The sequence below is a fragment of the Anaerobiospirillum sp. NML120448 genome (assembly GCF_023050945.1).
Taxonomy (GTDB): domain Bacteria; phylum Pseudomonadota; class Gammaproteobacteria; order Enterobacterales; family Succinivibrionaceae; genus Anaerobiospirillum.
In genome coordinates this window covers 18,333-41,026 of record NZ_JALKIM010000016.1, presented here as the reverse complement: position 1 = coordinate 41,026, position 22,694 = coordinate 18,333, and the positions used below count along the sequence as shown (strand labels likewise).

At 40.5% G+C, this 22,694-nt stretch carries 14 protein-coding genes; 7 read left to right on the top strand and 7 right to left on the bottom strand.

The window, feature by feature from the left end:
* The first annotated feature begins 171 nt into the window (after positions 1-171).
* Positions 172-873: a nicotinamide riboside transporter PnuC gene (gene pnuC, locus MXE38_RS04655; RefSeq protein WP_246912585.1), complete on the top strand. Its 702-nt coding sequence runs from the start codon at positions 172-174 to the stop codon at positions 871-873.
* On the top strand, positions 863-1,888 hold the full coding sequence (locus MXE38_RS04650; RefSeq protein ID WP_246912582.1) for an AAA family ATPase: 1,026 nt from the start codon (positions 863-865) through the stop codon (positions 1,886-1,888). Before pnuC ends, MXE38_RS04650 begins: the two co-directional genes overlap by 11 nt.
* 213 nt (positions 1,889-2,101) lie before the next feature.
* Here MXE38_RS04650 and MXE38_RS04645 read toward each other — a convergent pair whose 3' ends face one another.
* From MXE38_RS04645 to MXE38_RS04630, 4 genes are all read right to left on the bottom strand, one after another.
* Complete coding sequence (locus MXE38_RS04645; protein ID WP_246912578.1) at positions 2,102-3,202, bottom strand: ZIP family metal transporter; 1,101 nt, start codon at positions 3,200-3,202, stop codon at positions 2,102-2,104.
* A 213-nt stretch (positions 3,203-3,415) separates the two neighbouring features.
* Complete coding sequence (gene folP / locus MXE38_RS04640; RefSeq protein ID WP_246912647.1) at positions 3,416-4,201, bottom strand: dihydropteroate synthase; 786 nt, start codon at positions 4,199-4,201, stop codon at positions 3,416-3,418.
* Positions 4,202-4,316: 115 nt separating this feature from the next.
* A complete protein-coding gene (locus tag MXE38_RS04635) occupies positions 4,317-6,824 on the bottom strand; it encodes a DnaT-like ssDNA-binding domain-containing protein (protein WP_246912575.1) in 2,508 nt (835 codons plus the stop codon).
* 139 nt (positions 6,825-6,963) lie between these two features.
* Positions 6,964-7,920, bottom strand: coding sequence for a 2-hydroxyacid dehydrogenase (locus MXE38_RS04630; RefSeq protein ID WP_246912565.1), 957 nt, complete (start codon positions 7,918-7,920; stop codon positions 6,964-6,966).
* Positions 7,921-8,397: 477 nt separating this feature from the next.
* Here MXE38_RS04630 and MXE38_RS04625 point away from each other — a divergent pair, with 477 nt between their 5' ends.
* From MXE38_RS04625 to MXE38_RS04615, 3 genes are all read left to right on the top strand, one after another.
* Positions 8,398-8,676: a hypothetical protein gene (locus MXE38_RS04625; protein WP_246912563.1), complete on the top strand. Its 279-nt coding sequence runs from the start codon at positions 8,398-8,400 to the stop codon at positions 8,674-8,676.
* A gap of 74 nt (positions 8,677-8,750) precedes the next feature.
* Positions 8,751-10,676, top strand: coding sequence for a heavy metal translocating P-type ATPase (locus tag MXE38_RS04620; RefSeq protein ID WP_246912559.1), 1,926 nt, complete (start codon positions 8,751-8,753; stop codon positions 10,674-10,676).
* A gap of 506 nt (positions 10,677-11,182) precedes the next feature.
* On the top strand, positions 11,183-14,044 hold the full coding sequence (locus MXE38_RS04615; RefSeq protein ID WP_246912541.1) for a heavy metal translocating P-type ATPase: 2,862 nt from the start codon (positions 11,183-11,185) through the stop codon (positions 14,042-14,044).
* Positions 14,045-14,791: 747 nt separating this feature from the next.
* Here MXE38_RS04615 and MXE38_RS04610 read toward each other — a convergent pair.
* Positions 14,792-16,213 carry an MATE family efflux transporter gene (locus MXE38_RS04610; RefSeq protein ID WP_246912537.1) on the bottom strand — a complete coding sequence of 474 codons (1,422 nt, stop codon included), beginning with the start codon at positions 16,211-16,213 and terminating at the stop codon, positions 14,792-14,794.
* A 943-nt stretch (positions 16,214-17,156) separates the two neighbouring features.
* Here MXE38_RS04610 and nifU point away from each other — a divergent pair.
* Both nifU and nifS read left to right on the top strand, forming a co-directional pair.
* On the top strand, positions 17,157-18,083 hold the full coding sequence (gene nifU, locus MXE38_RS04605) for a Fe-S cluster assembly protein NifU (RefSeq protein ID WP_246912535.1): 927 nt from the start codon (positions 17,157-17,159) through the stop codon (positions 18,081-18,083).
* Positions 18,084-18,330: 247 nt separating this feature from the next.
* On the top strand, positions 18,331-19,578 hold the full coding sequence (gene nifS, locus MXE38_RS04600; RefSeq protein ID WP_246912524.1) for a cysteine desulfurase NifS: 1,248 nt from the start codon (positions 18,331-18,333) through the stop codon (positions 19,576-19,578).
* Between the two features lie 131 nt (positions 19,579-19,709).
* Here the strand turns inward: nifS and MXE38_RS04595 are convergent, their stop codons facing one another.
* Together MXE38_RS04595 and MXE38_RS04590 are read right to left on the bottom strand one after the other, a co-directional pair.
* Complete coding sequence (locus tag MXE38_RS04595) at positions 19,710-21,572, bottom strand: IS630 family transposase (RefSeq protein ID WP_246912512.1); 1,863 nt, start codon at positions 21,570-21,572, stop codon at positions 19,710-19,712.
* Between the two features lie 86 nt (positions 21,573-21,658).
* The gene (locus tag MXE38_RS04590) at positions 21,659-22,444 is read right to left on the bottom strand and encodes a hypothetical protein (protein WP_246912510.1); all 786 of its coding nucleotides are present in this window, start codon (positions 22,442-22,444) and stop codon (positions 21,659-21,661) included.
* Positions 22,445-22,694 lie beyond the last annotated feature (250 nt).

Sequence of the window (22,694 nt, the reverse complement as noted above, 5' to 3'; positions counted from 1 at the left end):
ACGCTACCCTACGCAGGGCTGTGCTAGGATAGGCTGGGAGCTAGTGGCTGGCATGGTTAAGCTAAGAACTAACAGGCGTATTATGCTAATGGTTTGAATTTTGGTTAGCTATTGGCATGTGAAGTACGTTTAGGTCGTCATTTACCCGCCTAGAAACTTAGGAGAAAAAATATGGGCGCAGGTTTGACTGCTTATCTTAAAAGTGAGTTTAGCAATTGGGGCAAAGGAGAGACCATTTGGCTCTTTAGTGCTAGTGCTGTAATTTTAGGGCTGTCTTTGTATTGGGGCGATTCCTTGCTGGGCATTATTGCTGCGCTAACTGGCGTTTGGTGCGTAGTACTGACTGGTATGGGAAAAAGCGTGTGCTTTGTCTTTGGCATTGTTAATGTACTGTGCTATGCCTATATTTCTTATGGTGCTAAGTACTATGGTGAGGTAATGCTTAATACCTTGTATTACTTCCCTATGAATTTTGTGGGCTTATATATTTGGAATAAGCATACCAATAAGGAAACAGGTGAGGTTGATAAGCGTCATCTGAATAATAAAAAGCGCCTGATTATAGCCTTGGGATCGATAGTGGCTATTGGCATTTATGGTGTCATCTTAAAGTATATGGGCGGCAACCTTCCTTATGTAGATTCTTTGACTACTATTTTATCTATTACCGCTCAAATCTTAACGTTATATCGTGTAGCTGAGCAGTGGATCTTATGGATGGTAGTTAATGCAGCCACCATCTTTATGTGGGGCGTTAATTTTGCGCAAGGCAATGAAAATATAGCTGTACTACTGATGTGGATGGTGTACTTCCTTAATGCTGTCTTCATGTATTATCGCTGGTCTAAAGAGGCTAAAAATAATGAGATTTAATGTAGGTCTTTATGGAGGTTCTTTTAACCCTCTACATATGGGACATGTTGATGCCATTATCCAAGCTGCCAACATGTGTAAAGAGCTCTATTTGGTGCTTAGTGTGGGTACTAAAAGAGATGAGATCCCAGAACTCTTACGCTATCGCTGGCTCTACCAGTTAACTAAGCATATTGGCAATGTCTCTATTCTTACTATTTATGATGCCTGTGAAAGTAAGGCTCAGTATAGCGACGATATTGCTATTAATGATGCTATCAAGCTCCAAGAGCAAATTGGTAAACCAATTGACGTAGTCTTTGTTGGCGATGACTACAATCAAGATAGCTTTTGGGCAAAAGCTTATCCTAAATCTCAAATCTACTACTTTAAGCGTAATGGTATTAGCTCAACTAAGATTAGAGAAAATCCTTACGAGCATTGGGATGAGTTGCCAGATATGGTTAAGCCTTATTACACCAAAAAAGTATTAATTATTGGTGGCGAGAGTACAGGTAAATCTACCTTAAGCATTAATTTAAAGAATCGCTTTAATGCAGCTTATATTGATGAGGCAGGACGTGAACTGTCCTTTAAGTCAGGTACTGCCGAAAAGATGATTAGTGAGGACTTTGTTGAGATTTTGCTCAGACAAAAAATGAACGAAATTGAGGCTCTGACCTTAGGTAAAAAAGTGCTTTTTGAGGACACTGACACCTTAATTACCCAATTTTACATCGACTTTTTTGATGATCCGCAAGCCAAGCTTAATAAAGCCTTATCTGACGCTATTGATGGCTTAAATCGCTTTGATTTAATCTTATTTTTAGAGCCTGATGTTGACTTTGTTCAAGATGGAGATCGCAGCTTAGTAATTGCCGCCCAAAGACAAAAGTACTCCCAAAAGATTAAAGATCTTTTCACCTCTCATCACAAGAACTTCGTCTCTATCAGCGGTAGCTACCAAGAGCGCTACGAACAAGCGGTCAAACTCGTAAACGAGCTCTTTAAACAAAACCCGCACGCTCGCTCCTAACCACATGCCAGCTGCCATCTGGCAGCTGCCTGCGGCCAGCTTGCCAGCTGACCAGCTAGCTAGCTGAGCCGTGCCCAAGCGCAGCTTAGCGTGTCAGTGGCAACATGAGAGCATAGGGCTCAAATACCAAAAAAGCCAGATCTATACTTAGATCTGGCTTTTTAGCTCTTAAGCGCCATAGGGAAACCCTAGCGCTCTAGGGGGAGTTTGCTCTTAGTGGTGGTGACTTAGGAACATGGCTAAGATGGCACCTAAGAACAAATAACCAAAGCTAATAATCATACGGCGCTTGTTATCTGGCTTATTAATACGAGGCAAGATATCTGATAGGGCTACATAAATAAAGCTACCACCAGCTACTGCTAGGGCAAAAGGTAGAATAGAGTGGGCCTTATCTAAGATGTTATAGAACAAAATGCCGCCAATTAGCGAGCCTAGTAAAGCTACCAAGTTAACAATATAGCCTTGCAAACGGCTCATGCCAAAGTTAAGCATTAGGATGTAATTACTAATTTGTTGAGGCATCTCATGGGCAATAATAGCGGCAGTAATGGCTATGCCTACTTGAAAGTCCACCATAAAAGAAGATGCGATCACAATACCATCACATAAAGAGTGGAAAATAGAGCCAGCTAAAATAGGGGCACCACCATTGGCAATACCACGCTTAATAGATCCTGTACCTAAAGATTCATTTTCCTTGGCTTTTTTATGAGCCTGCTCAATATCGCTAGCTTTTAAAGAAAATAAATGGCTATGGCCTAAATGGTGTAAGGTTGAGCGATTATCTGGGTGCTCATGGCCGTGCTCATGATCATGGCAATTGCTATGATCGTGCCCTAGCTCCTGGCAGCTGCCATGGTCATGGCTATGCTCATGAGCAGGCGCTGGGTGGACGCTCATAAGGCTTAAATTAATAGGGCGAGAGATATTGATAATAGTTGAATTGCTATGGTCTTGATTAGCACTATGAACATGAGGTGCACCGTTTTGGCAAACAGGGCAGGTAGAAGAGTGGTGAGTGCTAGTGCAAACAGGGCAAGTAGGGGCATTATGATTGCTATTAAAGAACATCTCAATAGCAATGAGAACCATAATAGTAAGCCAAATGGTAAGGCCAATATCATGGATATCGTGACCCTCTTCAATGGCCTCTGGCAGAAGATGAGTTAAAGCTAAAGTAAGTAATAAACCTGTAGCAATTAAGCTTAAAGCTTTACCCATACGACCTAAAATAGAGTGAGGGATCATAAAAATTACAAGGGCTGAGCATAGTGCAGGTACTATGGTAGCCATAATTATGGTACTTAACATAAGTAAAGCTCCTCTAAGTTAAAAAACTTTAGACTAAAATGTAGTAAGCTATCGCTAACTACAAAGTGAGCGCAAAGAATACAGCAAAAATATGCTTTTTTACAGTTCTTTGAAAAAAAATAATTGCTTTGCCCCATCACTGAGCTAAAACAAAGGCACCAAGAAAATCTTATTTCTTGGTGCCTTATGTTCTATTTAGAAAAACTTAGTAAATTAACGATATTTTTCGATAGCGTTGAAAACTTGTAAAGCTTCGTAAGTTTCCTGAACATCATGTACTCTTACAATATGAGCTCCCTGCATAAAGGAGTAGAAAGCAGCACATACTGATCCTACTACACGATCAGCAGCGATGCTCTGGCCTGTAGCAGCACCAATCATAGACTTACGAGATAGGGCAGATAAAAGCCAATAGTCAGTGCCTTGAGTAAGCTTGCTTAAATTATTAAGTAGCTGATAGTTTTCATCTACATTCTTTCCAAAACCAAAGCCAGGATCTAATATGATTTTATCTTTGGCAATACCAGCTTGCTCACAAACACGAGCTCTTTCATGTAAAAAGTCAGTAACCTCTTGTACTACATTGGTATAAGTAGGTTTGATCTGCATGGTTTTAGGATCGCCTTGCATATGCATTAAGCATACAGCTACATCAAGCTTGCTTGCCATTTCTACGGCACCTGGACGCTGTAGCGCTCTAATATCATTCCATAAGTGGGCACCAGCAGCTACGCACTCTTGCATAACCTCTGGAGTAGAGGTATCTACAGAAATCATAACGTCCAATTCTTGAGCAATAGCTTTTACCACAGGCACAACACGTCTTAGCTCCTCCTCAACAGGAACTAAATCAGCACCAGGTCTAGTAGACTCACCACCAACATCAATAATAGCTGCGCCTGCTTCAACCATGAGACGAGCTTGAGCTACCGCCTGATCAAAGCCTAAGAATTTGCCGCCATCAGAAAAAGAATCTGGGGTAACATTTAAAATACCCATAATCTTAGGAGTTGAAAGATCAAGACAACGTCCTTTTGCATGTAATATTAGCTCACTCACAAGCTATTCTCCCAAAAAAACAAAAGCGAAAAAAATTAATAATCACAGTCTTATTTTAATTTTTCTTAAATTCTGATGAAAGCTCGGCTAAAAAAGATTTATCAAAACCCTGCGTGGCTCTTTCCTCTACAGAAGGCTCACTAATATACCAACTCTCATCCCCTGCACTTTCCATAGCTTCATTAGCCCAACCATATACATTAGCAGCCGTACTTCCATTAGCCCAAGAAGCCCCAGAAATTCCATCAGCACTGGCAATTCCTGCCGCAGCAGCTGCTGTTGCACCAGCTGCAGCGCCAGCAGTCTTATCAAACTCTGTAAACTCAGTAGGATTAGTAGGTTCTGTATGGTCTCTAGACCATGTTGCCCCTGTAAGGTCACTATTGCTAGATAGTTCTGCCATATTACCTGTTAAGTCCATAGGGGCTGACAAGTCCATAGGGGTGATAAGCTCAGCACTAGCCTCAGTAGCATTATTAAATGGCTGCTCTAAAGTTTCTAAAGTTTCTTGAGGCGCAGTATTACCTACAGTACCTTCTATAGTTCTTCCAAATTGTTCTTGCTCAGAGCTAATTGGCTCTAAATTTTCCTCAGCTCCACACCAGTAAGCATCACTTTCAGATAGTGGCTTGCCCTCATGGCAAGATTTTAAACCTTGCTCTTGCTCATTAGGTCTAAGTGTACGTGCACTGGAGCCAAAAAAGGCTTTTTCCATAGCCTCAGCTGTAGTCAATAATCCAGCATCAGCTACGATGCAGCTGCTATCTTCATTTAACAAAGAGCTACTAATATTATCGTTAACTTTACTTGGAGTATAGTCCTTAGCAACAGTTAAAGGCTCATAGCCAGAGTATAAGGCCTGTTCTTGACCTGTAGCTAATTGTCGCTTTTGTTCTTGTAGTTCGGGATCTGTATATCCTGGAGCTATAGATTCAAAGTCTTCTTTACCTGTAGCCAATGCAAATAAAGTAGGTTTATTAACTCTACTCTTAGGATCGTTATGCTTGGTATAAACACTATCATAGCGAGCATACAACTCTTGCATATCAACCCCACCGCCAGTATCAAAACTACTCTCGGGGTGACTGTTATATACAGAGTTATCCTGACCATACTCTAAATCTGGCTCTGATGATACATCTTGATGGCCAAAATCACGTTCACTAGCTACCATCATTGGCTCACCGCTTTGCTCACAGCTTAGCTCACCGCTTTGCTGTAAACCTTGCTCTGAGTGCATCTGCAAAGCTTGTTCACCAGCTTGACCCTTCATAGCACCATAGTCACTATTAGCCTTATTAGCAGGCAACACCTGACCTGTAGCACCAGCTTTAGCACCAGTTGGAGCTGCACTAGTGGCAGCAGGAGCTGGCGCTTGAGCTTGAGCCATGCCATTGGCCTGCCCCTGCGCAGGGGCCTGGCCGTTGGCCTGTGCCTGCGCCATAGCTTGCGCTGGGCTAGATTGAGGAGCTTGGTTAGCTGTAGGGTCTAAATTTTGTTGATGGTGGTTGGTTAGAGACAGCATTTGAGCTACTTGGCGTTTGGTGTCCTCGGAGCGGGCGCTGTAATCAATTTGATTGCGCTTTTCGTTATATTCTCTTTCACGACGCTCTAAGTCTCTAAGTTTTGCCTCGCTCATTTTATAAGCATATTTGGCAATAGCACTGTTGCGCTCTGGAATATTTTGCTGTGACTTGGAAAAATTATTAAAGCCACCTTGAGCCTTAGCTGACTGATAAGGGGTATTGCCTGATGAGGCATTACCAGATAGCGGGCCATCATTAAATGGATTAGGAAAAATAGGTGGAGTTTGCTCGTAATCAGAGTTAAAGATGGAGCTTGGTATATCGTAAGAGCTATAGCTCTCATCATAAGTCTCAGTTTCAGCCTCAGCCTCATTCTCAGTATAGACTGGAGTGCTTTGATTATAGGCTAAAGGATTTGGTACATAAGCATTGGGCTGAGTACTGGAGCTATAACCTGCAAAGCTACTGTCATTATTCTTACGATCATAAGACTTAACAGTTTGAGCGGATCTTACTTTTAATAAGCGCATTACAAAAGAGCGCTCCCAAGCCTGTTGGTTGCGACTTAAAGTTCGAGTGATCCAGAAACTAATAAAACTTTGTAGCTCATGGTCTTGGTAATGATAGTCAATTAAACCAGCTTGCAGTGCTACTGTAGGGTAGCTGGCACTTGGTTGCCAAGAAGGAAACATTTGAAATGGTCTACTAGGAACAAAGTTTGTCTCCATAACAAATAAAGGCAAGATAACATGTGCTCCTTGCCAAGAAATGGTGCCAGGCGCTCTTTTAATTAGGTTAATCTGCTCTAGCTCTAATAAAGCTTGCTCAACATCCTTTAAGCTAGGATTACAAGGGGCATAAGAGCTAATAGAAATGAGCTGTTTAGTCATGGCTATAGGATCAACAATCAGTTGGCCACTACGAGCTATAGGCTGAATATAAAATATGTAAAGAGTACGTGCCATGTGAGAGAGCAAGGTACTTTGTAACTGGGCAAATTCAGCACGATTAAGCATCAAGTTATCCTGGTCAAACATAAAAAAGCTATGGCGCTAGACAAAGAAAAGTAGTGCGATCTTATCACTTGTTGCCATATTGAGTTTAAAAAAAATAAAGCCCTCTTATCTTAAGGGGGCTTATTAAATAATGAGTAATCTCAAGTGGTTAGTATTAGTGCTACTTAGTTCTGGTGCCTGGCACTGGAGTAATTACCTGTTGGCCTTGCAAGATAGCATCTAAATTATCAATTACTAATTGAGCCATAGCAATGCGAGTTTCATTGGTAGCACTACCAATATGTGGTTGTAGCGCTACATTAGGGAGGCCCATAAGTTCGCTTGGTACATCAGGCTCATTTTCATAAACATCTAAGGCAGCACCTGCAATCATTTTGTTTTGCAGACAGTAGATAAGATCTTCGGTGTTAACAATAGAACCACGGGCAATATTGACTAGATAGCCCTCAGCACCAAGAGCAGTTAAAATTTCCTTATTAACACAGTGCTTATTTTCACTGCTAGCAGGCATCGCTAGCATCAAAACATCAGCCCAAGTTGCTAAATCTTTTAAGGAGCTAAAGTAAGGATAAGCCACACCTTCTTGCTGATGACGGCCAAAATAGCCAATCTCCATCTTAAAGGCAGCAGCACGAGCAGCAATTTCCTTACCAATACGACCAAAGCCAGCTATTCCTAATTTCTTATGACCAATTGAGGTGGTAAGTGGATATGGTGCCGCCTTGCCCCATTTTCCCTGCTCAATATAGTCTTGATTCGCCTTAAATTCACGGGTGCAGTTAAGCATGAGCATTAGAGCTGTATTGGCTACATCATCATTAAGTACATCAGGGGTATGGGTGACAAAGATATTGCGCTTAATAGCCTCTTGAACATTAATGCCATCATAGCCTACAGAAAAACAAACAATGGCCTTAAGATTTGGCGCACTGTCAAAGTCCTCAGCTTGAAATTGAGAGCCGCCTGAGGCTACTACTATGTCGGTTTTAGCTCTAATTTGTGCTCTTTGGGTATCAGTAAGTTTAGTGTCTACATAATAATCGCCACGTGCTTTGAGCTCTTGCTCTAAATAAGGCAACATGTCAAAGCGACCAACCTTTAAAATAGTAAGGGCCATAAATCATCTCCCCATGCACGATAGTTAAATTTATAAATCATAATGTAAGCAAGCTTGAGAGTAAGAGCAAGTTATTGATGCTTAATATAAGAAATAATAGACAGTATGCGTGACATTAGGGCATCCAGCTGCTGCCATAGCGACCGCAGCTGTTGCTGCTGCGGCCGTAGCGTTAGTATCTGCAATAGCTTAGGCAAGGGTAGTTGCTATATCTGGGGATATTGCCACAGATATAGGTATGGGTACAGGCGCAAGCAAGATGGTTAAAGGGGAGTTTGCGGTGGTTGTGGGGAGTGAAATAAAATTTTTTTGGTAAGGATACAAATATTTGAACAACCATTCAAATATTTGTGTATAATGTATTCATATTTGAATGATTGTTCAAATATTGGAATAAGTTAGAAAACTAACTTTTTATAGCTCTTAATTGGCTAAGAGCCCATTCCTATCAATGGGGCTTATATTTAGTAATTTAACATGGAGGGCGCTAAAACCCCTGATAACTACAGAGGTGGTGCGTCAAGAAATATGAAAGTACGTTGCGATATTGAAGGTTTAGATTGTCCACACTGCGCTTTAGAGTTATCTCAAATGTTAGCTAAAGATGAGGCTATTAGTGCTGCTGAAATTAACTTTCCTATGAAGTCATTAGTTATGGAAGTAGCTGATGATGCTGATGAAGAAGAAATCTTAGCCCGTGCTCAGAAAATTGCCAATGATTTTGAAGATGGCATCGAGATTGATTTACGTGACTAAGTAGTTGGTTGTGGTTTAAGTGCTATTAATCTTTTGTTTGCTTTGTAAGTTGAGTGATATTTTGGAGGTAACCCATGCTTAAAACCATGTCTTGGCAATTAAAATTAAGGCTGCTTGCAGGTTTAATCACTATTATATTGCTGGTAGCAGATGTGATTACCTCTCAAGTTTTCACTGTTGTGCTTTCTTATGCTGTTTACTTAGCTGTTGCTTATCCTATTTTAAAGGCAGCTTTTCGTGACATAGTGATTCGCCATCGCATGTCAGAGCAGTTTTTAATGACTATTGCTACCTTTGGCGCTTTGGGATTACAAGACTATGCTGAAGCTTTAGCCGTAATGGTCTTTTACTTAGTAGGTAAAGCTTTTGAAGACTATGCTGCGATGCGCTCTCATAATGAGATTGCCTCCTTAGTAAAATTAAAGCCTAATAAGGTTAGAGTCATTGATGAGGATGGTAGCGAGCGTATTGTAAAGCCACGCCAAGTTAAGATTGGCATGAAAATCCGTGTCTTAGCTGGTGAGTCAGTAGCTTTAGATGGTACTTTGATTCAAGATAGCGCCTCTATTGATATGAGCGCTTTAAATGGTGAGAGTGAGCCTGCCTTATTTACCAAAGGACAGGAAGTGCCATCTGGCGTTATTAATATGGGATCAGTAATTGAACTGATTGTTACTCGTGATAGTAAAAACAGCTCCATTACCCGTTTAATTAATTTAATTGAAGACGCTGCGGCTAATAAATCTCGTCCTGAGGAATTAATTACTAGATTCTCTGGTTATTACACCCCTATAGTAGTAGCTTGTGCTGTGCTTTTGGCTTTAGTTCCTTTAGTAGTTCCTAATGAAGACTTTAGCAATTGGTTTACCAGAGCCTTGGTATTCTTAGTAATTTCTTGTCCATGTGCCTTAGTTTTATCCGTACCTTTGTCTTTCTTTGGTGGTTTAGGTGCTATTTCTAAAACTGGTGTTATGGTTAAAGGCTCTATTCATATTGAATCGCTAGCCAAATTAAAAGCTATTGCCTTTGATAAAACAGGAACCATTACTCAAGGTAAGTTTGCTGTATTACAAATAGATTTATTTGATGAGCAGGGGGCTGTGGCTAAGCTTGATTCTGAGGAGCAACAAAGCCGTACTAATTATTTACTAGAGCGTGTTTATGCTTTAGAGGGACAAACCACTCATCCTATTGGCAGTGCTATTGTTAACTACTGTAAGGAGCATAATGTTGCTCTTAAAGAAGTAGAACAAGTTAAAGAAATACCTGGTTTTGGTATTAGTGGAAAAATTTCAGGTCATAACATTGTAGTGGGCAAAGAAGCCTTAGTTAAAGAGCAACTGGGCTATGAGGTTGCTAATAGCGATTTAGTTGGTACTGAAATTTATGTCATTGAAGATCAAGTTTTATTAGGCCGCTTGATTTTAGCTGACAAAATCAAAGATAGCGCCTTGCCAATGTTTGATAGCTTGAAATCTTTAGGCATTAGCTCTTATATGATTACAGGCGATAAAAAAGCTGTAGCTCAAAATATTGCCTCAACTTGTCATATTGACTCTTATTTTGCTGAGCAATTGCCAGAGCATAAATTACAGACCTTTAATAAGATTAAAACTAAAGAAGGTGTGGTCGCCTTTGTTGGTGATGGCATTAATGACGCTCCAACTTTAGCTGCTAGTGATGTAGGTATTGCTATGGGCCAATTTGGCTCAGCATCAGCCGTAGAGGCTTCTGATGTGGTAGTAATGAATGATGACCTACAAAAAATCCCAGTAGCTATCAAACTTGCCAAGCGTACTTTTGAATTAGCCAAGCAAAATATGGTTTTAGTTATTGGTGTTAAAGCCTTAATCCTATTATTAGGTGCTTTTGGTTATGCCAATATTTGGCTGGCAATTTTAGGTGATGTGGGCTTATGTGTTATTGCCGTGCTCAATGCCATGCGTCCTCTATACTGGGTCAAAACCAAGGAATATCATGTCAAAGAAATTGCAGCTTAGCTAAAGCTAGAGTTTTAGCTGCAAATCATAATAGCAATCCCAGGCCCAAGCCCTGGCCAAGCCCTGGTCCTGGCTTGGGCCATGGCCCAAAGGCTCAGGCCAAGGGCCTTGGGCTAAAGCCAAGGCTAGGGCCGATTCCAAGGCTAAAATTGCTTTGGAAATTAATATTTTAAAAAAATAGTTAGCCATAGCTAACTTTAGTGCTATAATGCTTTTGACAGATCCTAACGTGCATAGCCAAGAGTCTCAGCTCTTGGCTTTTCTTTTGGTAGCTGTGAAAAAAGAACATATTATAGTTTAGCAATGTGATCTAGCCTTAATAATAGACTTTTATGTATTCCCTTCATTAGGCTTTTACCTACAATATTAGCCTAGAATAATTTAGACCCTTAAACCAACAGAGCTAATTCGTAGCTAAAAAAGGCTCTTGGGTTCAAGTTAAGTTAAGAAAAAAGTTTAGGGGTAATAATAAGGCAAACGCTCTAAGAGCAACTTTAGGAGTATTCATGAGCAGCGTGCAAAAACAAAATTTTGCAATTAAAGGTATGACTTGCGCTGCATGCAAGGCTCGAATTGAAAAGGCCGTAAGCAAGTTAGATGGTGTGGATGGCGTTAATGTACAACTCTTACAAAATGCCATGGGTGTTAGATTTAATGATCAAGTATGTTCTGCTGATGATATTTGTAAAGCTGTAGCCAATGCAGGTTATCAAGCTCATGCTATTGGCTCTATTGCTGAGGCCATGCAAGAAGACCCTAGTGCTGTAGCTACTTTTCAGAAAAAGCTCATCGCCTCAATAGTGCTCACTATTATCTTAATGATAGTTTCTATGGGCCCTATGGTGGGAATTGATTTATTGCCTAAAGCAGAGGCCAATGCTAATACCCAAATGGGCTTATGCTTATTGGTTATTGCGCTTAATTTCCATTACTTTAGCTCAGGTTTTAAAGCCTTTAAGGGCTTAGCTCCTAATATGGACTCTTTAGTAGCAGTAGGTGCTAGTGCTTCTTTGCTCTATAGCCTCTTTGGTCTTATGTTGATTCCGCAAAGCGCTCTATCGATTAATCTACATCATGAGTACCCTCTTTATTTTGAATCTGTAGCTACAATTTTAACTTTAGTAAGTGTTGGTAAGTTCTTGGAGGCTAAGGCTAAGCATAAGGCCGTTAATGCTATTAGTGCTTTATATGATTTAGCCCCAGAGAGTGTCGTAATACGCAAGTTAAATGCTCAAGGTAGCTATGAAGAGCTTTCTGTTCCTTTAGGTAAAGTCTGCGTTGGTGATGAGGTAGTGTTACGCCCTGGCAATAATATAGGCGTTGATGGCTATATTATTGAGGGTTCTGGTTCTTTTGATGAAAGTGCCATTACAGGCGAGCCTCGTCCTGTGAATAAAAAACTAGGTGATAGCGTAAGTAGTGCTACTTTTTTAAAGTCAGGTTTTGTAGTCTTTAAGGTAACTAGAGTTGGTGATGAGACTAATCTTTCGAAAATTATTTCCTTAGTAGATGAGGCCAACAATCAAAAAGCTCCTATTTCTCGTTTAGCAGATCGCATTTCTTTATTCTTTGTACCAGCAGTAATGCTCATTGCCATTGCTACTGCTGTTATTTGGTTATCAATTGGAGCTCCACCAAGTCAGGCTTTAACTTTTGCCGTATCAGTATTGGTAGTTTCTTGTCCTTGTGCTCTGGGATTGGCCGCTCCTACTGCCATTATGGTGGCAACTGGACGAGCTGCTTCATTAGGCGTGCTTTTTAAAAGCCCTGAGGCTTTAGAAACCTTATCTAAGGTGGATATCTTAGTATTTGATAAAACAGGTACTATTACCCAAGGTCGCATGAGTGTTGCTAAAGTTGACATTCATCAGCCTGAGGTTTTATCCGAGCAACAATGCTTGCAATTAGTTCATGCTATTGAGCAAAGATCTGAGCATCCTATTGCACAAGCATTAAATCAGTACTGTAAAGAACATTTAGCTTCTAACGAAGAAGCTGAATTTAAAGTTGAGCACTTTACTAATAACGAGGGTATGGGTGTTCAAGTTACTATTGATGGCCATGTGTACTACATGGGCAGTAGTGATTATATGAACAGCAAAGTCCATCCAAAGGTGTATAAGGAAAACTTAAAAAAGAAAGAAGACTTTTATGAGAGTGATAATTTAAGCTCCGAGGAGCAACGCTTAGCTCAATACTTATTAGTGCATCTTTTTGATGACGAGCAAGAGTATGCCTCTTTCTTTTTATCAGATCGTATTAAGCAATCAGCCCGTAAAACAGTCAAAATGCTCAGCGTGCTTAATATTCGTCCTTTACTCATTTCTGGTGATCGTATTTCCGTAGTAAACGCCGTAGCTAAGAAAGTAGGCATTGATACTTTTAAGGCCTCTTGTTTACCTGCTGATAAGGCTTTTTTAGTTAAACGTATTAAGAGTAGCGGCCATTTAGTAGCTATGATGGGGGATGGTATTAATGATGCTCCATCCTTAGCTAGCGCTGATGTCGGTATCTCTATTGCTGGCAGTACCGATATTGCTACCTCTTGTGCTGATGTGATGCTAATGCGTGATGATTTAATGGTTCTGCCAAAGGCCATTGAGCTATCCCGTATTACTATTGACCACATTAAGGAAAATTTCTTCTGGGCCTTTATTTATAACATTGCTTTTATTCCAATGGCAGCAGGTCTGCTTTACTTCCCATTAGATATAGAGCTAAGCCCAATGATTGCAGCCTTATTAATGAGTCTCAGTTCATTTTGTGTTGTAGCCAACTCTTTACGTCTACGCACCAAACCACTCAATAGTTTAGCTCGAGTATCAGCCAAGCAATGCAAAGCCATGGCTTGTAAGGAATGCGAAAACTATCAAAACTGTGGTGCCCAGCATGGCGGTGATCAGGCCAAAGAAAAGCTCAATCAAAATGCCCTAGATTTATCTTTACCTGCAAAATCAATTGAAGTTAAAGCCAAAGACAATAGCTGTCAAACCCCAAATGATTGCCAGTACTCCCAACAAAACTGTTGCCAAGCCCCTGCCCCAGCGCAGGCACCAGCGCAGGAGCAAGCAGTAGGTGGCTTATCTGGGGATGGAAATCAAGGCTCGGCACTAGAAAGGGCTACAGAATCATCATTAGATTCAAATCAGGAACAAAGTATGGAAAAGGTAATTGGTATTGACGGTATGAGCTGTCAGCACTGTGTTAAAAGTGTAACCAAGGCTCTTAATGCAATAGCTGGCTGTCAGGTAATAGAAGTCTCTCTTGAGCTCAAGCAAGCTAAAGTTAAAGTTGAGCCTCAAGTTAGTGATGAGATGCTTAAGCAGGCCATTGTAGATGATGGCTTTGAGTGCCGCTCAATTAGTTAATATAAGATTAAGGCCGATAAGTATATCGGCCTATTTTTTGGGTAGTAAGGGCCATAAACAAGGCCCTTGGCAATGCCCATGGCAAGGCCTAGCCCCAACTCAACTTGTCAGCAGTAAGCTATCAACCACAGCTTGCTCTTTCCTGGGCAGCTATGTATCAGTCCATAGGCTGCATCCAGCAGCCTGCGTCCAGCGTCCAGCGACAGCGGTCTGTGGCCATCGTCCGCAGCTTGTGGCCTGTAGCCTGAGGTATACTCCAGTGTTTAGGAGCTAAAACCTCGATAAAGCCTTATCCATCAATGGTTTAAGGCTTATTAATTTTTCAAACTTGTGGGGTGCAAACTCATATTACCAGTGTTTAGGAGCTAAAACCTCGATAAAGCCTTATCCATCAATGGTTTAAGGCTTATTTATTTTTCAAACTTGTGGGGGGCAAACTCATATTACCAGTGTTTAGGAGTGAAAATCTCGATAAAGCCTTATCCATCAATGGTTTAAGGCTTATTTATTTTTCAAACTTGTGGGGGGGCAAATTATATTATTGCAAAGCTAGTTTTATTAGCTCATGCTGATCATAAGAGAGAGTCTTACTGTCTGGGTATACGCCAATTTTTAGTCTCCTCTTTAGTTGCTTCAAGGAGATCAATCCATCAAAAGACTCTCAAGATCTGCTGCCTAATAGGCTAGGCCCTAAAGTTGAAGACTTTCGTAGCTACCAAGCTAGTAGCGTTTAGGGCGTAGGACTATTTAGGCTAAGCTCTTGATCCAATTGCCCCATTTGAGGCGAGCTAAGAATAAGAGGCCTCTTACAGAAAGCTCAATGGCCATGGCAATCCATACGCCCTTTAGGCCATAGTCAAGACTTAAGTAGTAGGCCATACCGAGGCGAATGAGCCACATGGAGCCAAAGTTTAGTAAGCTTGGAATGAAAGTATCGCCAGCGCCTACACAAATACCATAACCAACAATAGCGACAGCAAATAATGGCTCGGCAAAGGCCTGTATTCTAAGTACAGCTACGGCTTGCTCTTGGACACTCATATCTGGAGTCATAATGGCCATTACATCAGGGGCAAAGATATACATCAGCATACCCATAAAAGCCATAACTAAAGTGCCAAAACTTAAAGTTATAACGGCAAAGCGCTTGGTTAAATCAAAACGTCGAGCACCAATGGATTGACCTACTAAGGTAGTAGCAGCATCACCAATACCAAAACCTGGCATATAGCAAATAGCCTCAATGGTGATAGCAAAAGAGTGAGCTGCAATAGCAATAGTGCCCAGTGGCGCTACAATCATTGTAGAAACAATTTGAGCCGAACTAATCATAAATTGCTGGGCAGTAATAGGCAGGCTAATGCGTAGGGCTCGGCGGACAATTTCTAATGTTGGTTTAAAGGAGCCGTGATCTTTATTTAAGGCCAATGATGGTGATTTTAAAGTCAGGCAATAAGTCATGATAATGCCTGTTACACCAGCGGCTAAGGCAGTGCCAATGGCAGCACCTTGAACTCCCATATTAGCACCATAAATATGAACTTCACCTAATAGTGGAAGGGTTATAGTGCGGCTATCAAAAATAAAGATAAAATTAAAAATTACGTCTAAGATGCACATCAAAATGTTGATCATGCTTGGTAGGAGCATATTACCAGAGCAACGCAACATAGCAGCTGAGAGGAAGTTTAATTGAAAGAGCGGCAAGGCAGCCATATAAATCATAAAGTAAGCCGCAGCGTTGCCAATGATGTCATCAGAACCACCTAAAAAGTTAGGTAGGGTATTAGCCAGAGAACAAGCAATAGCTGATACTATGAAGGCAAAAATCATTAGTACTACATATGCTTGTCTGACAACAATACGGGCTTTTACCTCATCTTTAGCGCCTAGTAGGTGAGCTACCTGAACACTAAATCCTGATACTGAGGTAATACAAATGCCTGTAAACAGCCAAATAGGAGCCATCATCAGGCCAATAGAGGCAGAGGCAAGAGCACCTAAACTCCCCACCATAGCAGCATCAATATATTGCATAACAATGGAGGAAAGCTGAGCCATGATAGAAGGCATACTAAGCCTTACGGTTAAAGACATTTGCTCTTTTAAGCTCATGTCTCTATTGACCATATCAGATAAGCTTTCTTTTGCTTTGCCTTGTGCTGCCATGAAACTAACCTACTAAAATTACCATAATAATCCTAATTAGAGCTCAACATTATAGCGCTTATTAGCGCTAATCTAGCACCAGTTGAGCGCTACTTATAAAGTAACACCTGTATCACTTGCTCTCCATAAGCTTAGATTGAAGCGACTACCAAAGCTAAGGTAAAAGCTAGCTAAAGCAAATAGCCCTTTATTATGGCTATCAGCTTAGTTTGTCATTAGCCTTGATTCCTCATTATTAAGCCAAGATACGGCCCGCACCAAGTAAAATTAACATATGAACCATATTCTTCACTCTAAGCTCATGTCCATGCATAAGTCTAAGTTTAAGCCGCCGCTGGAGTAGATCCTAAGCCACAGCTGGTGCTTAAGCCTCAGTGGGAGTCTCAGCTTTGTCTGAGACATACAGTTAGTCCTAATAGTAAAGTTGGGCATAGCAATGTTTTGCGCTCCTACTAACTAAAGATAAAAGGTAGGGTGTAAGCGTAAAGGCTAAAAGAGGTAGGCTTGGCTTTTAGGGGGTATAGATTGCTTGAGGGCTTATTGATGTTTTTTTAATATTAAACACTATTTGTAAATAATGTATAATAATCATTAAATTGTGCATACATATCGGCTTTTTGATTGTTTTATTAGCAATAATATTTGTCAGATTTAGGGCTGATTTAGCTCATTGTTGCATTAAGGTTAGCAATTGCTAAATCTTTGCATTACCTATTAATAGATTTCTTGTACAATTAATAGCCGTTAAGTAAAGGCCCAAGCGCCTTTACTTCGAACAATGACAGAGATTCTAAAGAATCTAATTTAATATTTTGTTAAAGGCTAAGACATCAAATTTGTCATTAGCTTGGTTAGGGGCTACAATCAGCTCTTGGCTGTGGAATTAACCAGTTTTTTGCGCAGCTTGTCTGTCGATCACCAAATTTAATTGAGGCTTTAAGCTATGTGGGACTACACTGATAAAGTTAAAGATCATTTCCTTAATCCACGTAATGCTCGTGTTATTGAAGATGCAAACGCCGTAGGCGACGTGGGCTCGATTATCTGTGGTGATGCTTTGCGCTTGATGTTAAAGATCAATCCAACTACTGACATCATTGAGGATGCTGCTTTCCAAACCTATGGTTGTGGTAGTGCTATTGCTTCTTCCTCTGCTTTAACTGAGATGTTAATTGGCAAGAGCTTAGCTGAGGCTGAGAAGATCACCAATCAGCAAATTGCTGACTACTTAGGTGGTTTACCAGCTGAGAAAATGCACTGCTCTGTAATGGGTCGTGAAGCTTTAGATGCTGCTATTGCTAACTACCATGGCAAGAGCTACGAGCACATCCATGATGAGGATGGCGAAATCATCTGTCACTGCTTTGGCGTTGGCGCTAATAAGATTAAGAAAGTAGTTTGGGAAAACCACCTTACTACTGTAGAAGAGGTTACCAACTATACCAAGGCTGGTGGTGGTTGCCAAAGCTGTCACATGCGCATCGAAGAGATTATCGATGAGGTTTGGGTTGATTTAGAGCGTTGCGGCGTACCACGTCCTGGCTTTGCTCAGACCCCAATTCAGGGTATTAAGATTGCTACTACCACTGAGAAGTCTTGTGGCTGCTCAACCAAGGGCGCTGCTTTAGATGCCGCTACTTTAGAGTCTCCATATTTTGAGAAGGTTGATTCAGTAGTTAAAGAGTTAAATGCAGGCTTTACTGATGGCTCTTCTATTGAGATCCAAGGCATTGCTAACAATGATGTTAAGCTTAAGTTCAATGGCAACATTGCCTCTGGCATGATGCACGATATGACCTTAAACTTCGTTAAGAGCAAGTTAGAGGCTCTCTTAGGCGATCAGGCTAAGAGCTTAAATATCCAAGCTTAATATCTGTTTAGATATTACAGCCTAGCGCACAGCACAAAGGCCAAACTTATTAACAGGCTGATTCCTATTAATAAGCACTTGTACGAATTTCCAAAGTAGGTCTCATACCCTTAACTGAGCACAGATATAGATGTTGCTTGTGCTCGTGAACAGTTAATTTACAGAGTATAGAGTATGCGACCTGCTATTAAGCAAAAAGCACAGCATAAGCAAAAGCACTTGCTTAATTATCGATTTAGGAAAGATGATGGATACTAATAACATGGGTGCAGGTAACGGCATTTACCTGGATAACAATGCCACTACAATGATCGATCCTCAAGTAGTTGAGGCTATGATGCCTTATTTAACTACTTTCTATGGTAATGCCTCTTCTCAACATGGCTTTGGTGTTCCTGTAGAAAAGGCTATTAACCGTGCTCGTGAGCAGGTGGCTGATTTAATTGGCGCAGAGCATCCTGATGAGATCATCTTTACCTCTTGTGCCACTGAGTCTGATAATGCTGCTATTTGGACATCTTTATGGACTCAAAAGAATAAGGATGAAATCGTAACTACTAAGCTTGAGCACCCAGCTATTATCGACACTTGTGAGTTCTTATCCTCTCGTGGTGTTAAGGTTAAGTACCTTCACGCTGATGAGAAGGGTGACTTAAATGCTGACGAGTTCGTAAAGCTCTTATCTGATAAGACTGCTTTAGCTTCTATTATGTGGGCTAATAACGAGACTGGTAATATTTACGATATTCCAACCTTATCTGAATTAGCCGCAGAAAGGGGTATAGTATTCCACTCTGATGCAGTTCAGGCTGTAGGTAAGATCCCTGTAGACGTTAAGTCCACTCAGGTTCGTATGCTCTCCTTCTCTGGCCATAAGCTACATGCTCCAAAGGGTGTAGGTGCTTTATACGTACGCCGTGGTACTCGCTTCATTCCTTTCTTACATGGTGGTCACCAAGAGCGTGGTCGTCGTGCTGGCACTGAGAACGTACCATACATTGTAGGTTTAGGTAAGGCTTGTGAGCTTGCTAAGGCCCACTTAAACGAGCTTGATACTAGAGTACGTGCTTTACGTGATAAGCTTGAGCAAGGTATTGTTAATACTATTCCTGAGGTTATTGTAATGGGCGATGCTACCCATCGTACCCCAAATACCTTAAATGTAGGCTTCAAGTTTATTGAAGGTGAGGCTATCTTACTTATGTTAAATGAGTATGGTATTGCAGCCTCCTCAGGTTCTGCTTGCTCCTCTGAGAGCTTAGAGCCATCCCACGTAATGCAGGCTATGAATATTCCATTCTCAGCTGCTCACGGTACTATTCGCTTCTCCTTATCTCGCTTCACTACTGAGGCAGAAATCGATCGTACCTTAGAGGTGTTACCAAACATCATTGGTCGCTTACGTGAGCTTTCTCCTTACTGGAACTTAAACAAGCCAAAGGTAAAGAACATCGACCATGAGTTCGATCCAGACTCTCAAGAGCGTCGTGCTTAATTAATTGGTTGCGCCACTTAATATCCTGTGGCACACCAAATTATTATTAAAGGCCTAGTGGTTAAATTGAAAACCCATTGCACATAAAACACTAACCAAATTAGCCAGTAAGCGTATGCTAACAGTACAGCTTATTGGCTAATTTGATTTGCGTCTTTGTTTCTATAGAACGAAGACGGAATACGAGTACATGCACGCATTGCATCATCAAGCCTATCATATAACTTATTAGAAAACTCTTGAGCTATCTTTTTTTGCTCAGCGAGCTTATTAGACCACTCTTTTCGAAGTGCTCTAACCTTGTTAATCAGGTTTACAATTTCCTTTCGGATACTGCAAATCCTATCAGAATTAAGACCTATAAGAGCGTTTAGTTTCTGAATTTTGGCAGTATCTTCGCTACTTTTCAATTTGCTCAGAACATTTTTGATTGAATTGTTTTCTTTATGAAGTTCTGTTCTTTTTTTCAATAAAGATTTTAACTTATCAATGTTTTGCTCAAGCTTACTTTCAGAGATTGGTTTTGGCTTACGTGGCTTTTTAGGGACAGAATCAATCACACGAGAGTTAACAGGTTGACAAGGGATTTTATCCACCTCTTCCTGATTTGCTTGCTCATTGGATATGCCATAATCATTTTTTACTAAATGAGGAATAGCATGAGGTAAATGTTTTGAAGAGGAGTCATCCTGTTCTTTATTAATACAAGAAGTCTCAGCTTGATCTACATTAACCTCATTTTCTTGAGGAAACTTATGTATTTCATTATTCAAAGCAGCCTGAAGTTGAGGGTTTAATGCAGTACGAATAGGTGTTTCAAAATCAGGAACATCTACAGTATTTGTTATGTTTGCCTGTCTCTGGGAACGCTGATTTAGATCTCTTGCAAAATCGTAACTCCAATTGTATGGATTAGCTCTTTCGTTGTAACCATTAATGTAACTATAAGCATCATTGATAAATTCAGTGCGACTTGTCCATCCATTAGATCTTGAAAGGAATTGCTTATTAAAGACCGAGAAGAAACATTCAACTAAATTAGCCCAACTAGCGTTAGTTGGTGTATAAGTGATGGTCAAATTTTCATATTTATTAAGCAAATCAACTTCTGCCTTTCTATGAACAGATAAATTGTCCATTATTATAATAATCTTGCGGCCAGCAAACTCAGGTCGACTAATAGACTTAGATATGAAGTCCATAATATCTTGTGCGGTCTTTTTATCACTAAGCTCAGCAATAACCTGTCCTGTTGCGGGACGCAAAAGAGCAAGTAAATTTGTTGTGCCAAGCCTTTCATAACGTGAGCTTGGACATACATATCCACCATCATTTAAATGGCTATCGATATGATGAATTGCAATGGTTGGCTTTTCATCAAAACATAAAACTATATAGCCATCATCCTCAGCCTGCTTATAACAATAATCAATATATCGCATTTTTGCAGTATAAAGAGCATCATCACTTACACAGTAGGAACTCTTTTCTGTAAGCTTAATATTGTTGTTTTTTAGCCACTTTTGCATGAAATAATAAGTTGTACAAGCTGCTTTAGCTAACAAAGCGATAGTCCATGTCTGCCTGCCTTTCAAACTATTTTCAAACTCACAATTATGGAAAAAGCCAGCATTTACTAAGTCATCAGGACGAAGACCAAACAAAGCATCAATCAAATGATATGTCTCAGCAGAGCATTCCTTCTTTTTACGACCACCTAAATTTGTTCGCAAAATAACATCAAAATCTCCACCAATGATAGCTTTAAGGACTGTTCTTACACTTTTAGTAGATAAAAAGGCACTTTCTGCAATTTCTTTTACAGAATTACAGGTCATAGCGTTAACAACAACAAGACACCGTTTGATCCAATACGAAGTATTTTCACGAGATATAGCTTGACTACATTTATCGATGAATTGACTATTAATAGACTCCCTGAATTGCTGTACAATTTTGGCAGTTGCAGGGCAAAAATTTTTGTTATTATTCATGCCCTGCATACTACCAAATCAATCTGTTTATGTGCAATGGGTTTTCAATTTAACCACTAGCCTTGAGATTAAGGAGATTAAGGAGATTAATTCGAGCAGCGCTTCCAGGTGCGGCTGATACGCCAATTTTGACCTTGTAAGTCAGTAAGCACTGTAGCTGCTGTGCTTAGGCTTTTTCTGTGATTTAAAGGCAAAATAGTTGGGTAGCGATGGTTTTGAGTGTTAAACACTACAAATAAGTCATTAATACCACCATTAACATACAGGCGATACTGGTTAGCCAGTACTAGACCATCGAGTAAATCAACAGTAATTGGAACATCCTTGCTATAAGTGCCATCAGGGCGCTCATATGCTATACATGCTCTAATGGAGCGTGCAAAATTAGGATTAGGCCCAGGAGAATAATCAGGATTAGCACCTGGTGGTATTACAGGTGGTCGTGGCGGACGTGGTGGTCTTGGGTGGTGGCCATAATTAGGGTAATTTGGATCGGCGTAGTCAGGATACTCGCCACCATTGGCAAATTCAGGACAATTAGGGTGTGGTCTATGGTGGCCCTTGCCATCATTATAAGGACACAAAGGACGATTAGGATAAGGGCGCTCTTGACCATAATAGCGATCACGGCCATAGTCAAAATTGTTTTGATTATAGCCATTACCACCTGAGGCGTAACCATCAGTATAGAGATCTTCGCTCTTATGGGCCTTTGGATCATACAAATATTGCTCGTAATTATAGATCTCATCAGCTGCTTTACTATGGCTAAAATCAAGCTCACTATCAGCGTAACTTGGCGCTATCAGAGCACTGCTAAACATAGTAAAACTGGTAATTAAGAGCAACTTTGGGAAAAGTTTAATCGCCATAGCCTAATTAAATCCTGTACTAAACTTTAAGCATGAGTACTCAAATAAAAAAGCCACTTACAAACTCCATATGGCAACTACGCACTAGTAAAAGTATATTATTCGCTCTTACCAATAAGATAGGGTATGAAGCTAAGAAGCAAGGCTAGTAATTTGGTATTTGGTATGGCCCAGCAATACCAAATTGAGACTTGCTGGGCGCATAGATTAAAGCCTCTGTACTTATTGTACTTACAATAAATTAGCACAA

Bases quoted from the DNA above. Each gene is read 5' to 3' on its own strand.
- pnuC (WP_246912585.1), top strand. From the start codon at position 172: ATGGGCGCAGGTTTGACTGCTTATCTTAAAAGTGAGTTTAGCAATTGG.
- MXE38_RS04650 (WP_246912582.1), top strand. From the start codon at position 863: ATGAGATTTAATGTAGGTCTTTATGGAGGTTCTTTTAACCCTCTACAT.
- MXE38_RS04645 (WP_246912578.1), bottom strand. From the start codon at position 3,202: ATGTTAAGTACCATAATTATGGCTACCATAGTACCTGCACTATGCTCA.
- folP (WP_246912647.1), bottom strand. From the start codon at position 4,201: ATGGGTATTTTAAATGTTACCCCAGATTCTTTTTCTGATGGCGGCAAA.
- MXE38_RS04635 (WP_246912575.1), bottom strand. From the start codon at position 6,824: ATGTTTGACCAGGATAACTTGATGCTTAATCGTGCTGAATTTGCCCAG.
- MXE38_RS04630 (WP_246912565.1), bottom strand. From the start codon at position 7,920: ATGGCCCTTACTATTTTAAAGGTTGGTCGCTTTGACATGTTGCCTTAT.
- MXE38_RS04625 (WP_246912563.1), top strand. From the start codon at position 8,398: ATGGAGGGCGCTAAAACCCCTGATAACTACAGAGGTGGTGCGTCAAGA.
- MXE38_RS04620 (WP_246912559.1), top strand. From the start codon at position 8,751: ATGCTTAAAACCATGTCTTGGCAATTAAAATTAAGGCTGCTTGCAGGT.
- MXE38_RS04615 (WP_246912541.1), top strand. From the start codon at position 11,183: ATGAGCAGCGTGCAAAAACAAAATTTTGCAATTAAAGGTATGACTTGC.
- MXE38_RS04610 (WP_246912537.1), bottom strand. From the start codon at position 16,213: ATGGCAGCACAAGGCAAAGCAAAAGAAAGCTTATCTGATATGGTCAAT.
- nifU (WP_246912535.1), top strand. From the start codon at position 17,157: ATGTGGGACTACACTGATAAAGTTAAAGATCATTTCCTTAATCCACGT.
- nifS (WP_246912524.1), top strand. From the start codon at position 18,331: ATGGATACTAATAACATGGGTGCAGGTAACGGCATTTACCTGGATAAC.
- MXE38_RS04595 (WP_246912512.1), bottom strand. From the start codon at position 21,572: ATGAATAATAACAAAAATTTTTGCCCTGCAACTGCCAAAATTGTACAG.
- MXE38_RS04590 (WP_246912510.1), bottom strand. From the start codon at position 22,444: ATGGCGATTAAACTTTTCCCAAAGTTGCTCTTAATTACCAGTTTTACT.